Genomic DNA, 14,954 nt, shown 5'->3' on the forward strand with positions numbered 1-14,954 from the left:
ATTTTTAAAGAAAAGTAACAATAAACTTATATCGATATGAAGAAATTAGGAACAATGGTGGTATTTGCAATGTTAGCCAGTATCTGCCATGCACAGGAAGTGAATGTGTTTGTTTCAGGCGAAGAGGGCTATAAAAGCTATCGCATACCTGCCATTGTAAAGGATAAAAATGGGCAGTTAATTGCTTTTGCCGAAGGTCGGGTGGATCATGCCGGCGATTTTGGTAATGTGGATATTGTTTATAAAACCAGTAAGGATAATGGAAAGACCTGGGGGCCATTGCAAGTCGCTGTGGACAACGATAATTTACAGGTCGGAAATCCGGCACCTGTAGTTGATCTATTGGATCCAGCATATCCTCAAGGACGTCTCTTACTTTTTTACAATACGGGAAATAATCATGAGGGAGAAGTGCGCAAAGGGAATGGCCTGCGGGAATGTTGGTCAATTAGTTCATCCGATGGCGGTAAAACATGGTCCAAGCCACAGAATATTACGCTCGAGACACATCGCCCCAATCAACCGTCAGTGAATGCGCAATATACCTTCAAGAACGATTGGCGAACCTATGCGAATACACCTGGGCATGCTTTACAATTTGATTCTGGTAAGTATAAAGGACGCATTTATATTCCTGCTAACCATTCTGAAGGAAATCCAAAAGAAAATGGCAAGGACTATTTTGCGCATTCGTATTATTCGGACGATCATGGAAAGACCTTCAAGATAGGGGCGAGCGTGAAATTTGAAGGATCAAATGAAACCATGGCCGCGCAAATATCGCATACAGGACTGTATATGAATTCCCGTAATCAACAAGGTAACGTAAAATCGAGGATTGTGTCCTATTCCAGTGATGGTGGTGTCAGTTGGGATACAACCTATTATGATAAAAATCTGGCCGATCCAGTCAACCAGGGCTCGGTACTTTCCTGGCAAAAGAAAGGGAAATATGTATTGGCTGTCTGTAATGCTGCATCAACCCATAGAAGGGACAATCTAACCGTTCGTTTAAGTAAAGATCAGGGCAAAACATGGTATTTCAATCAGGTCGTTGCCAAAGCTCCCGAAGGTGTGAAAGGGGATTATGCTGCTTATTCCGATTTAGTACTTTTAAATAAAAATAAACTCGGTGTTCTATTTGAAAAAGAGAATTACAGCAAAATTGTCTTTCTGCCAGTAAATTTTAAATAATCAGGCATATCGTGTTATGGAAATAATACACATTTTCTTTCATTTCTTCCTTTTGGTTAAAACAGGAAGGAATGAAAGAAAAAAATGAATCTTCGTTTCTAATGCAGCTTGCTCCACAGGCTGTCAAATAACGCTATAAACTTAAAATAAAACCAATAATCCAAAACTAAATGAGAAAAACCAAATTTTGGCTGGTGCTGAGCCTAATCGCAACTAGCCTGTCTATTTTTGCCTGCAAAAAAGATTCGACAACAACAAAAACTTCGATTCCGGAAGTCAGTAAGGCGAAGGCCTCGACTAAGCTATTCAATGCTACTGCCGTAGCGACAACAGATTACGAACTGATCTGGTCGGATGAGTTTAATAGTAACGGGGGATTTGATTCCACAAAATGGTCTTATGCAGACAGGGGCACTGTCGCATGGAATAAGTATATGACCTCCTTGCCGGTTTATGCATCCCAAGACGGGAGCAATCTTGTATTGCGTATGGATAATGCTGTTGTAGCCGGAGATCCTGTTGCCTATCATGCGGGTGGAGTTAAGTCGATGGGAAAATTTAGTATGACTTATGGTAAAGTTGAAGTGAGGGCTAAGTTTACACAAGGAAGAGGCTCCTGGCCTGCGATTTGGATGATGCCCGAACCGGCTACGGCGTATGGAGGCTGGCCAGCCTGTGGTGAAATTGATATTATGGAGCATGTCAACAACGAAAGTGTGATGTATCATACGATCCATAATAGCTCGGTTACCAATGCAAATGGTGGAAGCACCGCTTCAAAAGCGGCCACTTATAATACGACAGATTACAACTTATATACGATGATCTGGAGTCCTAACGACATTCGATTTTACGTCAACAATGTATTGCAGTATACCTACGCAAGGGTTTCTGGTGGCGGAACGCAACAATGGCCATTTGACGTACCTTTTTATCTGATTTTAAATCAGGCCGGTGGAGCTGGATGGCCAGGAGCGATCACAAATGCTGACCTGCCCTTTATTATGCAGGTTGATTATGTACGTGTGTATAAGCTACCTTTATTTAGCAATGGCGATTTCGAAAGTGGTACCATCTATCCATGGACAACATGGGGTGGAGGATCATCGGTCGTTTCCACCGACGCCCGGACAGGAAGCAGATGCATCCGCGAAACGGGCGGGGAGACATCCATTGAACAATACCTGACCGGTTTAACGCCAAATACGACCTATCGGTTCGGTGGCTACGCCAAAGTGTCTACAGCTGGCCAGTCTGTTAGTATCGGCGTCAAAAACTTTGGTGGAACTGCAGTCAATGCGACTATTGGTACGACCAGCTATTCCAATAATTCGGTTACTTTTACAACTGGCGCCAATAATACTACGGCTACGGTCTATTTCTATAAACCCTTGAGCGGTACTGTGTATGGTGATGATTTCTATTTAGAAAAACTGTAAAACAACGGTTGTTCGCTTTTATATTCGCCAACGAGACTTGAAATTTCTTTCGCTGTCAACTGTATTTCCGCAAGATCAGGAAGTGGAAACGGTCTTCAGCAAGTTATGCGGCATAGTGTTCGTCTTTGTCGGACCGTTGAGTGAAAATTTGGGCCTCAAACTATTTGTGATGGTCGTCGCAATTGATTGATTATAAATAGTTAAGGTAAATATTAATCTTGATACATGCAAATACCAACGTATACCTAATCCCACTATTCAATCAGTATTTATACAGTATTTAATCATTGCTTATTCAGTCTACACTGAGCTATCACTGAACAATCACTGAACGAGCACTGAACAAGCACTGAACAAGAACTGTGAAAAAGACGAATTTGATTGCTCTTTTACACTCATTTGTTCCGGTAGAGATTAATGGAAAAAAATGGCGGGAGTGACGCGATACGACCCTTAAAAAAGAAAAGCGGTGCGTGGGGTTAAGATGGTAAGCATTGGATTAAAAAAAAAACACTTGAAGTGGGGAACTTCAAGTGTTTAACCTAACCAATTATTAACCTAAATTTATGAAAAGTATACTTTCTCAAGTATAGTAGACTATATTCAATATCTGTGCCATTCTACTTGTTAGTTTTATACTATTTTTCTTTGTGTTATTTTTGTTACGTAATATCACTTGATTTGGTTGATGTTATATCTTATTTGGTAATATTTTTATGTTTTTAAAGATGTTAAGTAGTTTGAAAAAGGATTGAGTTAATTTTTGGTAAAATTTCGCCTATTTTATTGGGCAAACTTTCCGCATGTGTATATAAAAGAGAACAGCCCCTGTCCGAAAATAGGGTAATTGTGATTACACAGCGTAACACTTGAAGAGTTCTTTCCACTCATCATCCAGATTGCCTCTGTATACATTTTGTTTGGCGCGGCGATACCAATATTCTGCATTCCATTGATCACCTTCTTTGCGGTGTAAATAAGCATGAACATGTGCTGCGTCGGTTCCCCCCAATTGATCGATGAGGTCGTGCGCGGTTTTCCAATTTCCTTTCAGATTATACCAAAGTGACTTTTGTACCGCTGTCCAATGCTGAAGTGGACTTTCAAGTGATTGAAATTCTTCTATTGTCATATATTTTTTTATTCTGTTATTTCTTTGCTCCAAATTTCATAAATATCGTCTCCATTCGAGCTTTTTCCTCTATGCTGCCATCTGCCATCTACAATTTCACCGTCAAAGGCCAGTTCTTGCCCAACTCGATTATTGTCTCTCGAAAAGAACTGTATTTTTTCAGTATACCGATTGTTATCGTATTGATAATTGCCCCCGCCAGTACCATAGAAACCTTTTTGTGCAGGATTAATCGCTATCCATTGAAAATAGCCATCAACCAATATTTTGATTGTTTTGCGGTCTGCTTTCGGAATATCCTGCATTTTTTCTCCTTGTTGGCGACCAGTGATACGCCAAAGTGCGTCCAGGTCTTGCGGGACTTTTTTCTGTTTAATATAGAGATGATAGCTATTGGCTATTTTTAGGCGAAGGGAGTCTGCTTCACTCCGATACTGCAATTGGGTTGTTTTGCCGATCGCAGATGAATCCTGTGAATTATACTCGATGGCGATATTGATCAGATTAGGCTGTTTATCAAGTGGCCCACCCCAGGTGTGTTGAAAACGTTTTCTGACATCATCGTAACTTATGAATGAGATATAATGATCTTTAACGAGCATTAGATGTTTATTGATGCCATCCTGATATAGATAGGCTCCGTCGTGAAGTTGCTGTGCCTGGATTTTAAAAAAATAAATTCCAAAAAATAGGACGAATAGTAGGGTACAATTTTTCATAACGGGTCTAAACTTGTTTCCTCTAAAGATACAAAATAAACAGCGATACGAATGACGGACATTGGATTTAATCGAATCAAAAAAAAGCTGACCAGTCGCCGCAGTACCGCCAAAAAATGTTAAGCACTTTTATGAGGGGCAGTCCGGCGAACGGTCAGCTTTTCGATAGGAAGTTAAAACTATCTATTTGAACTTACTCGCCAATGCAGCGAGCTTGCTGGCCATATCCGTTTGTGGCTCGGCCTGCTTTTTAGGTTCATTTTTTTTGTTTTTGGGTAGCGCAGGCTTTTCATCTGTTTTCATTGACAATGCGATACGACTACGCTTTTCGTCTACTTCTGTTACTGTTACCATGACGTGTTGCTGTACTTTGACGACTTCATGGGGATCCGATATATAGCGATTCGATAATTGGCTTAGATGTACCAAGCCATCTTGATGTACGCCAATATCAACAAAGGCTCCGAAATTTGTAATATTCGTCACGATTCCTGGCAGCTTCATGCCCACTTTTAAATCCCCAATGGTATTGACGCCATCTGTGAATGAGAATGCTTCGAACTTTTCCCTTGGATCTAATCCGGGTTTCGCTAATTCATTGAGAATATCATTCAATGTCGGTAATCCAACTTCCTCTGAGATATAGTTTTTCAAAGGGATCGATTTTCGCAAGTCAGCGTCAGTCAATAGATCTTCTACTTTTTTGCCAAGGTCTTTGGCCATTTGTTCGACCAATGCATAACGCTCGGGGTGTACCGCCGACGAATCCAGTGGGTTTGCGGCATGGCGGATGCGTAGAAAGCCTGCAGCTTGTTCAAAGGCTTTATCGCCAAGGCGAGGAACTTTTTTCAGTTCGCGCCTGGAGGCAAAAGGACCGTTCTCATTCCGGTATTTGATGATCTGTTGTGCCAGGGATGGACCAAGACCGGAAACGTAGGATAAAATTTGTTTGGAAGCCGTATTCAATTCGACACCGACAGCATTTACGCAACTGATGACGGTATCATCCAATGAAGTCTGGAGTTTATTTTGATCTACATCATGCTGATATTGTCCGACACCGATCGATTTTGGATCGATCTTAACCAGTTCAGCCAATGGGTCCATCAACCGTCTACCAATAGATACTGCGCCGCGTACCGTAACATCTTGATCTGGAAATTCTTCACGGGCAGTTTCGGAAGCTGAATAAATAGAGGCTCCACTTTCATTGACCATTACGATGGTAACGTTATTTAATCCGAGTTTCCGTACAAATTCTTCCGTTTCACGACCGGCGGTTCCATTGCCAATTGCGATGGCTTGGATATCGTATTTTGATACTAGATACTGAATTGTTTTTTTTGCTTCTGCAAGCCCGTTGGCGCCTGTATGTGGAAAGATGGCCGTATTTTCTTTGAGCTGTCCCTGTTCGTCCAGAACAACCGTTTTACAGCCTGTACGAAATCCTGGGTCGATCGCGAGCAGCCTTTTCTGCCCTAGTGGAGCGGCTAGAAGTAGTTGACGCACATTGTCGGCAAAAACTTTGATGGCTTCTTCATCGGCTTTTTGACGTGTCAATACACGAATTTCCGTCTCCATAGAAGGTTTTAACAGACGCTTGTAGCTATCGACCAAGGCAAGTTTTACCTGAGCTGCGGCATCGTTGGCACCCTTAACATACATGGATTCGATACTCGGTAGAATTTCTTCTTCATTGATATCGATATCTAAATAGAGTAATTCCTCTTTCTCTCCGCGGCGCATGGCCAGCACACGATGTGAAGGTGCATTTTTCAACGGTTCAGACCATTCGTAATAATCTTTATACTTTAGTGCAGCTTCTTCCTTTCCGGGAACCACCCGTGAAACAAATGTGCTTTTTTCGAGGAAGATCGCTCTCGCTTTGGCTCTCACTGTCGCATCTTCCGCAATGATCTCTGCGATGATATCGCGGGCACCTGCCAGTGCCTCCTCTGTATTCTTGACGCCTTTTTCTTCATCTATTAAACTGTCGGCAAGGGCGAGGAAATCTCCTGTTTCTTGTGCTAGAATAAGATCCGCTAAAGGTTGCAGACCTTTTTCACGTGCCACACTGGCGCGAGTTTTACGCTTGGGTTTGTAAGGTAAATAGATATCTTCGAGACTGGCCATGGTTTCGGTACCCAAAAGTTGCTGCTCAAGCTCCGGTGTCAATTTTCCCTGATCGTTGATCGATTTAAGAACAGCTTCTTTACGTTTATCTAAATCACGCAGCTGCTGGAAACGATCTCTGATCGTGGTGATTTGAACTTCGTCCAAACTACCCGTCATTTCCTTACGGTAGCGTGAGATAAACGGAACAGTAGCACCTTCGTCTAATAGTGCTATAGTCGTGCGAACTTGTTTTTCGCTAATAGAAAGCTCATTAGCAATGGTAATTTCGTGTGTTGATAAGTTCATTGTCGGTTTAATCTTAAAAAGTAGAGCTGTTGAATGGCGATTCAACAGCTCTAAGTATATCTAATTATAAACTAAAGTAGTAAAATTAAGCAGGTTTACTGGTATTGTCCTGCTCAGGAACTTTTTTATCTTCTACCTCGTTGTTTTTCGTTTCAGCAAAATGATCGTTATACCCGTACGTGATGTGAGATGGCTCTTCGCCGTAATCGGGTTGTTTATGTGGGTTATGTTCGACGACACCGGCAGGTGTTGTGAATTCATATTTTTTCTTTGGTTGATCTGTTTCTGAACCTTCTACGGCTTCCTGTGGCTTAGCCCCTTCTTCGTGTGCTGCTTGAGCTTGCTCTTCAGCCAAACGAACATCATTAGGAACAGTTTCTTCTTTTACTTCTGTTTTAACGTCTATGTCTTTCTCGAAATTATTGATCTGATCTGAAATTTCACGTTTGATACCTTCTGATGCATCTTTGAACTCACGTATTCCTCTTCCTAAACCTCTCGCCAATTCAGGAAGTTTTTTGCCTCCAAAAAGTAACAAGATTGCAAACACAATTAAGATCATCTCTTGTGTTCCGATGTTTAGAAATGCTATTACTGGATTGTACATACTCTTTTTCCTCTTCTTTTGATTACTAACTAGATGCTAAGGTACATTTATATTTCTATAGTTCTTAGACCCAAAAGTAAATTTAAGATAATTTTAAGGTATTTGAAACATAAAAATTACTTAATAAAGTGCGGTTATTTGATGGGTGTAAATTGTTGTATTTTTGCTAAATATTTTTTAATATGACGATAGGGCGGAAATATCTTCGTATTTTTGTGGCTATTTTTTTGGGAAATCGATTATGTTGGGAAAATTTAAAACATTTAAACCGTATTACAAAAGTACGATGGTATTGGCGGGGCCAGTGGTGATCTCACAGTTGGGACATACGCTGGTGCATACCGCAGATAGTGTGATTGTTGGACATTTTGCAGGAACTATTCCATTGGCGGCAGTTTCGTTGGTACATGCTGTTTTTATGGTTGTTATGGTCATTGGTTTGGGGATTGCGTATGGCATCACGCCGTTGATTGCGCAAGAGAATGGCCGTGATAATAAAAAAGAATGTGCCATTTTGTTATCTAATAGCTTTTGGTTAAATATTATTGCAGGACTCTTGTTATTCGCATTGGTCTATTTTGGTTCGATGTTGGCGATCGATCACCTCAACCAAGATCCGGCTGTGGTGAAGGAGGCAAAGCCTTATTTGCTTATTCTGAGTTTATCGATGCTTCCATTGATGGTATTTAGCACCTTTAAGCAATTTGCTGAAGGCCTGGGATTTACAAAGCAAGCGATGAATGTAACTATTTGGGGGAATGTATTGAACATTATTTTGGCGATCATCTTTGTCAAAGGGATGTTTGGCATCAGTCCAATGGGGGTCAAGGGAGTCGGATACAGTACATTGATCGACCGTGTGTTAATGATGTCTGTGATGATGACCTATGTCTTGCGATCGCAGAAATTTAAAGGATATATTCAATACTTTAAGATAACAAAGGTCGATCGGGAGCGATTGCTGAAGATCGTGCGTATCGGGGCACCCGTGGCTATGCAATATGTATTTGAAATTGGGGCTTTTGCAGGGGCATCCTTATTGGCGGGTACCATAAGTGCGACAGCGCAAGCTTCTCATCAAGTAGCCATACAGCTGGCCGCGATGACGTATATGATGGCGAGTGGTATTGCTGCTGCTGCAACAATCAAGGTGGGGAATAGTTATGGTAATCGAAATCTTTTTCGTCTCGAACGATTTGCCATCACGTCGTATCAATTGGTGTTGATCTTTATGGTGATTACAGCGTCTTTGTTCGCGCTGTTGAATGATTATTTGCCTTATATCTTTACCTCAGATCATGCCGTGGTGATTATTGCTTCTCAGCTGTTGATTATTGCGGGCCTTTTCCAATTGTTTGATGGTACCCAAGTTGTCGGTCTGGGAGTGTTACGTGGGATGGGGGATGTGAATATACCAACCCTAATCACATTTATCGCTTATTGGATTATTGGGCTACCAAGCGGCTACCTCATGGGCGTCTTGTTTAACTGGGGTATCAAGGGGATTTGGTACGGGTTAACGCTGGGCCTGCTAAGCTCTTCGCTTTTACTTTACCTGCGGTTTCAATTGGTGATTAAGAAGAAAAAAATACAGTTCGAACAAAGTATGTTTAAGTAACAAAACGTATATACTAAATACAAAAAACGGCTCTGTTAAGAGCCGTTTTTTTATTCTGATTGCTAGATTACTCTATTGCTATCCCAGTTTTCCAGGTAGTCGGCCACACGTTTTAAGAAAGTACCTCCGAGGGCACCATCGATTGCACGGTGATCGTAAGAGAGTGACAGATACATCATATGTCTAATACCAATCATATCGCCATACTCTGTTTCTATGACCGCTGGTTTTTTCGTAATGGTACCGACAGCCAAGATTGCAGCTTGCGGTTGGTTAATGATAGGCGTTCCCATAATATTACCGAAAGCGCCGATATTGGTGAATGTGAATGTACCATCTTGGGTATCGTCAGGCTTCAATTTATTCGCCCGTGACCGTTGTGCGAGGTCGTTGACACTTTTACTCAACCCGACTAAGCTTAATTGGTCCGCATTTTTGATGACCGGAACGATGAGATTACCATTAGGCAATGCTGCCGCCATACCAATATTGATGTTTTTCTTCTTGATGATATTGTAACCGTCGATCGATATATTGACCAATGGAAAATCTTTGAGTGCCTTGCTAATAGCCTCGATAAACAAAGGGGTAAACGTGATGTTTTCTCCTTCGCGTTTTTTATAGGCATCTTTAACTTTATTGCGCCACAAAACTAAATTGGTAACATCTGCCTCAACAAAAGAACATACATGGGGAGAGGTCTGTACGCTTTTGACCATATGGTCCGCTATCAATCTCCGCATACGGTCCATTTCAATGATTTCATCACTGCCATTGGCAACGGTGTGAACATGCGACGGAGCGCTGGAGGTTATTTTTGGAGATTCCGTACCCATGCCCGTGCTCGTATTCGTGTGCTCTGCCGGAATGGCTTTTGTCGATTTTGAGGATGAATCCCGATGCGATACATACGTTAAAATATCTTCCTTAGTCACTCTTCCCTCTGCTCCGGTACCCTGGATACGGTCAAGTTCATCCTGGGACAATCCTTCGTGGCGTGCGATATTTTTCACTAAAGGTGAATAGAAGCGAAGGGTATTTTCGTATGAAGAAGATGGAATTTCAGCCGTTACATTGGGCAGCTGGTCTACACCTGGGATGTTCAATGCTATGATTTCTTCGGGAGTTGCCGCTGAAGGAGCGATATTTTCTTGTGCTTGAATCGCAGGTTCTTCATTTTCGCCTTCAATTTCTATAATTGCAACGACTTCACCAACTTGGACAGTCTGGTCTACGGTATAGCAATGCTCTTTTAAAACACCTTTTACAGGGGAAGGTACCTCTGAATCAACTTTGTCAGTTGCAATTTCCAATAAAGTGTCATCTTCATCAATCAGGTCACCAGGTTGTTTTAACCATTTTGTGATTGTTGCCTCGGATACACTTTCTCCCATTTTTGGGAGCAAGAGTTTATATAAAGCCATATTTTTTAGCAATCTCGTTATAGAAAAACGAAGTTAAATAAATTGTGGTTTACTTTCAACAATTTAAAATATTATTCCTTAAATAACGTTTTTTTTGAAATATTATTTTACTCTATTGTGTATCCTGTTCTTTTTCTTTTACAAGCAACTTCCATAGCAGTAATAAAGCATTCATACGGGTACGTTCGATGTTGATCAGTCTGTCGTTATCAAATTGAAACTTCTTGGTTAAAATTTCCTTTTTCCCGGCAACAGCCACCCAAATAGTGCCAACTGGTTTCTCAGCTGTTCCACCACCTGGCCCCGCTATTCCAGTTGTCGCAATAGCATAGTCGGAAGAAAATGCCTTTTTTGAACCGGAAGCCATTTCGATAGCAGTCTGCTCACTTACTGCTCCATATTGGATTAGTGTTTCTTCCTCGACGTTCAACAATTGTTGTTTTAACGCGTTGGAGTAGGGGATGGTACCACCAAGGAATATCGTGCTGCTTCCCGCTACAGCGGTTATTGAAGCGGCGAGGCTACCCCCGGTACAACTTTCCGCGGTCGTTAATGTCGCACCTCGGCGGCCAAGCTCTTTAATCAGATAGGGCTCGATGCTTGTGTCATAGTCCGCGATGACATAGTGTTGTAAACGATGGAGTAGCTTTGTTTTAAAAAGGGCAACCTGGAGCATAATGTCAGATTTATTCCTGCTTTTTCCGGAGAGTCTCAATCGGATAAAGGCCAGGGTTGGTAGATAGGCCAATTTTATGCTGGAAGGAAGTTCTGCTTCGATATCCTCTATTTCTTCTGCCAAATAAGATTCTCCGATTCCGCCAACCAAAATGGTCTCGTGACAGATAAATAAGTCAGGATCCTGTTGGGCTAATAAGGGTAGCACATGTTTTTCCATCAGAAATTTCATCTCAAAGGGCACGCCAGGCATAAAAATAAACCTTTTTTGGTCCTGATGGACCAGCATGCCGGGCGCAGTGCCATAGTTGTTAAATAGGACCTCACAATTTGCTAAAACATCGGCCTGCTGTAGATTAATGTCGAGCATCTTTAGATTGCGCGATTCAAATATGTTTGTCACATGCCGAAGTACATGCTCATCGCGGATCAAGGTGGTTCCAAAATATGCTGCGGCCGTTTTTTTTGTCACATCATCTTTCGTCGGGCCCAGACCTCCAGTGATTAAAATAAGATCTGCCCGAGTTGAAGCCTCTTTCAATGTCGTTGAAATAGCCTCTTCTGTATCAGGGATCGATGTCATTTGAACGATATCGACTTCGAATTGGAGCAGTTGTTTGGCAATCCAGCCTGAATTGGTATCAATAATCTGACCGATGAGAATCTCATCGCCTATGGTAATAATCTCTGCTTTCATCTTTAAAATAATTATGCGACACATCCCTACGTTGAAAAATACACATGTTGGTATGTATCGTGTTGGATTTTCTCAATCTTTTCGCGTTAAGATGTCCATGCGCCGGAGCCTAAAAAATGAACATTCAATACCCGAAGATTCAGCATATAAACTTACATAAAATTGCGGCTCAACGAAATGTTAAATTGTTATTTGATGGAAGAAGTTTTTTTAAGAAACTGAAGGTTTTGCTGCTCAATAAAGATACAGCATTTCAAAAAAAAGGCAGCTATTTTAAAAATAACTGCCTCCTGAACTGGCTCTTTTGGTGAGCTTAAGATCTTGTAATATTGAAGCCTTAGCACGAATAGTAACGTTGTAGCTTCGGTACCGCCCAAAAGGCATCCAGCCAAATGACATATCCCAACAATGCAGATCGCGATAGATATTGAAAGAGGTCATGACCACTTCCTTCTGTTTGAAATCGTACCCCGATTGAAAGGTGACTTTCCATTTTGGCGTAACACTGAAGTCGCCATGTAAATTCAATGTGCTTGTGATCTGGCTCTGCATTCTTCGTGTACTGGAGTTGAACGATTTTGCCATATTGAAACTGAACGATGCCGCAAGGTTCCATGGGATGTTAAAGTCCACAAATGCGTTTGGATCTGAGCTGATTCGAGCTAAGGCTTGTGCCTGTTCGGGAGTCATACCCGCTCCTGTCATTTCTTTTCTTAAAGAATCAATATTGTTATTACGTGATTTCGCAGCCTTAGGATTCAGACTATAGTCAAAGGAAAGACCAAAGTTTGTCAGGCGCGCAAGGCTACCATCTTTAATGGCGTAGCGATTGACACGGACACCATTTTCATTGACCGAATAGGGATCAAATGTACCGTTGAAGTTTACATTCATCTTTTGGTCGAAAAAAGCTGTACGGCCAGAGAAAGTAATTGGGGACAACTTTAGCGAGTCGGCTACAAAGTTGTAATTTCCGCTGAACGTCAGACCTTGAAGAATAGGGATTTTCTTCATACCGCCATCCGTGGTGTCAGATTTACTTTTGACCTTTGCTTCGATATTATTGTCGATGGAAAAACCTATCCCCGCAGATTTTCCTGCGGAAGGGGAACCGTAGACACCCTGGCTAAAGATTGAGTATACATTTCTGTTTCCATATTGATCGTTATAATGCTGATAGAAACCATATTTTGGATCCGAAAAGTCGGGTCTATAGTTCAAGTTGATCGACGGTGTAACAACATGCCTGATCTGCTTAAGGTTACCTATTTTAGGGAAATAATTACCATAAACCTTGGTCGAAAGTCCGGTCGATACCGAGTAATCGTATGCACGATTGAATCCCTGAACGGTATCGATACGTTGTTTATAACCTGCAGCGGTATTGTCGATGCTTTGTCGTGTACTTTGTAAATACCAACGTTCGGTATAGTTTACACTGGTATTGAACTGGAAATATTTAAAAGCATTGAGTGATAGACTGATTGGAATATTGTGTTGGAAACCATTTTGGAATTTTTTGAAACCTCCTGGTTTAAACAACAATGTATCAATGGTACTGACCGAGTTTTGCGCTTGGAAACTATAACCGACATTGATGCGTTGATACCATTTTTGTTCACCGACACGGTCTTTGCTGTCAAATGGATTGAAAGAGGATACGTTTAAGCTGATGTTGGGTAAACTCATCTGTATACTGCGTGTAGCCATGTCCTGGTTATGCGTTAAGCTGGCCGTGAGGTTTACCTTACCATCGGCAAATACTTTTCCATAACTGATGGACGATCCCATACGGTTACGGGCAAGATTTTCATAGGTATTTTGTGTACTTCCGGTTCCGGTATTTTGAAAGAAAGAACTTGTACCAAAGTTAACACTTGCAGAGAAAGATGTTCCTGGATTGGCTTCCTGCCGTTGGGTATGGTTCCATGTGACGTTAAAATCCTTATTGGAGCCGTAATTGGATGTTCCTTCAATACCTGTTTTGGTATTGGCGTAACGGATATTAAAACCACCGTTAAATTTATAGTTGACGGTATAGCGCGTATTGATGGAAGCTTCCCACGAACCTTTAGAATACAAGGAACCTCTAATCTCACTGTCCCAGTAATCGTTGAAGGCCAAATACCAACCGATATCCCGCATGGAGAATCCTCTGGTATAATCTTCTCCAAAAGAAGGGAAGAGAAACCCGGATGCTCTTTTATCTGGTTTTGGGAAAAATGCAAATGGAAATGCCACGGGCATCGGTACACCCATCACGACAAGGTAGGCCGGACCAGAAATAATCTGGTTTTTAGTGACAATTCCTTTGGTGATATGAATACCAAAATGGGTATGCGGATAGGGTAGATTACAGGTACTATATAATCCCTTGTAAATCGACATTTCGTCGTAGATATTCTTTCGAACAACATTGGCCTGGATAAATCCACCATCAACTTCGGTCATAATACCGTAGGTATTTCCCTCTTGCTTTTCGTAATCGTAGTAGAGTGAATCTACTGTTTTCGGTGATTCACCATTACCCATGATGACAATAGGACGCCCTACATATTTACCACTTTTGTCGTAGATCCCCGAAGCAAAAATCTGTTTCTTGTTTCGATCAAGACGGATATAATCGGCAGAAAGTTCAAAATCTTGGTACTTTACTTTTGCTCCGCGATAAAGGTGACTGATATTCTTGGCAACTTCAGATTTCTGCGAGTCAACCGCAATAATGCTCACTTCGGCCTGCAAGCCACTCCCTTTTTTCTTGGTTGTATCGTTTACAGATTTGGTCGTATCTGCAGTTTTCGATTTACTCGTATCTTGCGATTTATTGGTCGCCGAAATAGGATCTTTACCTTGAAGTCCGTTCTGTTTTAATGGAATATTACTTTGAGCAAAGCTAGCATTGCTCATTGCAAGAATGATAAATAGTGTTAAAATGTTGATTAACGACTTCAAAATTAAAGACAAATGTTATTTTTGTGAAATAATGTTAAACTTCGAGAGACAAAATTAGTCAAAAAAGCAATAGAAA

The 14,954-nt window shown here is 41.4% G+C and carries 10 protein-coding genes; 3 read left to right on the forward strand and 7 right to left on the reverse strand.

Features of this window, described 5'->3' with window-relative positions:
* Window positions 1-36: 36 nt before the first annotated feature.
* Window positions 37-1,194 (forward strand): sialidase family protein, encoded by a 1,158-nt coding sequence (locus tag AAW12_RS12355; RefSeq protein ID WP_046673943.1) that lies wholly within the window; start codon window positions 37-39, stop codon window positions 1,192-1,194.
* 170 nt (window positions 1,195-1,364) lie between these two features.
* Window positions 1,365-2,633 carry a family 16 glycosylhydrolase gene (locus AAW12_RS25495; RefSeq protein ID WP_053003665.1) on the forward strand — a complete coding sequence of 423 codons (1,269 nt, stop codon included), beginning with the start codon at window positions 1,365-1,367 and terminating at the stop codon, window positions 2,631-2,633.
* Window positions 2,634-3,486: 853 nt separating this feature from the next.
* Here the strand turns inward: AAW12_RS25495 and AAW12_RS12365 are convergent.
* The 4 genes from AAW12_RS12365 to AAW12_RS26775 form a co-directional block, all read right to left on the reverse strand.
* The gene (locus AAW12_RS12365; protein ID WP_046673944.1) at window positions 3,487-3,765 is read right to left on the reverse strand and encodes a hypothetical protein; all 279 of its coding nucleotides are present in this window, start codon (window positions 3,763-3,765) and stop codon (window positions 3,487-3,489) included.
* A gap of 8 nt (window positions 3,766-3,773) precedes the next feature.
* Entirely contained in the window at window positions 3,774-4,484 is a 711-nt protein-coding gene (locus AAW12_RS12370; RefSeq protein ID WP_046673945.1) for a hypothetical protein, read from the reverse strand.
* 183 nt (window positions 4,485-4,667) lie between these two features.
* A complete protein-coding gene (locus tag AAW12_RS12375) occupies window positions 4,668-6,905 on the reverse strand; it encodes a Tex family protein (RefSeq protein WP_046673946.1) in 2,238 nt (745 codons plus the stop codon).
* 85 nt (window positions 6,906-6,990) lie between these two features.
* Window positions 6,991-7,512, reverse strand: a complete 522-nt coding sequence (locus AAW12_RS26775) for a twin-arginine translocase TatA/TatE family subunit (RefSeq protein ID WP_046673947.1) — start codon at window positions 7,510-7,512, stop codon at window positions 6,991-6,993.
* Window positions 7,513-7,753: 241 nt separating this feature from the next.
* Here AAW12_RS26775 and AAW12_RS12385 point away from each other — a divergent pair, with 241 nt between their 5' ends.
* Window positions 7,754-9,130: an MATE family efflux transporter gene (locus AAW12_RS12385; RefSeq protein WP_046673948.1), complete on the forward strand. Its 1,377-nt coding sequence runs from the start codon at window positions 7,754-7,756 to the stop codon at window positions 9,128-9,130.
* 62 nt (window positions 9,131-9,192) lie between these two features.
* Here the strand turns inward: AAW12_RS12385 and AAW12_RS12390 are convergent, their stop codons facing one another.
* From AAW12_RS12390 to AAW12_RS12405, 3 genes are all read right to left on the reverse strand, one after another.
* Entirely contained in the window at window positions 9,193-10,554 is a 1,362-nt protein-coding gene (locus AAW12_RS12390) for a dihydrolipoamide acetyltransferase family protein (RefSeq protein ID WP_046673949.1), read from the reverse strand.
* Between the two features lie 112 nt (window positions 10,555-10,666).
* Window positions 10,667-11,926 carry a competence/damage-inducible protein A gene (locus AAW12_RS12395; RefSeq protein ID WP_046673950.1) on the reverse strand — a complete coding sequence of 420 codons (1,260 nt, stop codon included), beginning with the start codon at window positions 11,924-11,926 and terminating at the stop codon, window positions 10,667-10,669.
* Window positions 11,927-12,199: 273 nt separating this feature from the next.
* Window positions 12,200-14,833, reverse strand: coding sequence for a putative LPS assembly protein LptD (locus tag AAW12_RS12405; protein ID WP_231585259.1), 2,634 nt, complete (start codon window positions 14,831-14,833; stop codon window positions 12,200-12,202).
* Window positions 14,834-14,954: the final 121 nt, after the last annotated feature.

This window comes from Sphingobacterium sp. Ag1 (genome assembly GCF_000988325.1).
Taxonomy (GTDB): domain Bacteria; phylum Bacteroidota; class Bacteroidia; order Sphingobacteriales; family Sphingobacteriaceae; genus Sphingobacterium.

Excerpts from the sequence above, each read along its gene's own strand:
- AAW12_RS12355 (WP_046673943.1), top strand. The coding sequence starts at position 37 with ATGAAGAAATTAGGAACAATGGTGGTATTTGCAATGTTAGCCAGTATC.
- AAW12_RS25495 (WP_053003665.1), top strand. The coding sequence starts at position 1,365 with ATGAGAAAAACCAAATTTTGGCTGGTGCTGAGCCTAATCGCAACTAGC.
- AAW12_RS12365 (WP_046673944.1), bottom strand. The coding sequence starts at position 3,765 with ATGACAATAGAAGAATTTCAATCACTTGAAAGTCCACTTCAGCATTGG.
- AAW12_RS12370 (WP_046673945.1), bottom strand. The coding sequence starts at position 4,484 with ATGAAAAATTGTACCCTACTATTCGTCCTATTTTTTGGAATTTATTTT.
- AAW12_RS12375 (WP_046673946.1), bottom strand. The coding sequence starts at position 6,905 with ATGAACTTATCAACACACGAAATTACCATTGCTAATGAGCTTTCTATT.
- AAW12_RS26775 (WP_046673947.1), bottom strand. The coding sequence starts at position 7,512 with ATGTACAATCCAGTAATAGCATTTCTAAACATCGGAACACAAGAGATG.
- AAW12_RS12385 (WP_046673948.1), top strand. The coding sequence starts at position 7,754 with ATGTTGGGAAAATTTAAAACATTTAAACCGTATTACAAAAGTACGATG.
- AAW12_RS12390 (WP_046673949.1), bottom strand. The coding sequence starts at position 10,554 with ATGGCTTTATATAAACTCTTGCTCCCAAAAATGGGAGAAAGTGTATCC.
- AAW12_RS12395 (WP_046673950.1), bottom strand. The coding sequence starts at position 11,926 with ATGAAAGCAGAGATTATTACCATAGGCGATGAGATTCTCATCGGTCAG.
- AAW12_RS12405 (WP_231585259.1), bottom strand. The coding sequence starts at position 14,833 with ATGAGCAATGCTAGCTTTGCTCAAAGTAATATTCCATTAAAACAGAAC.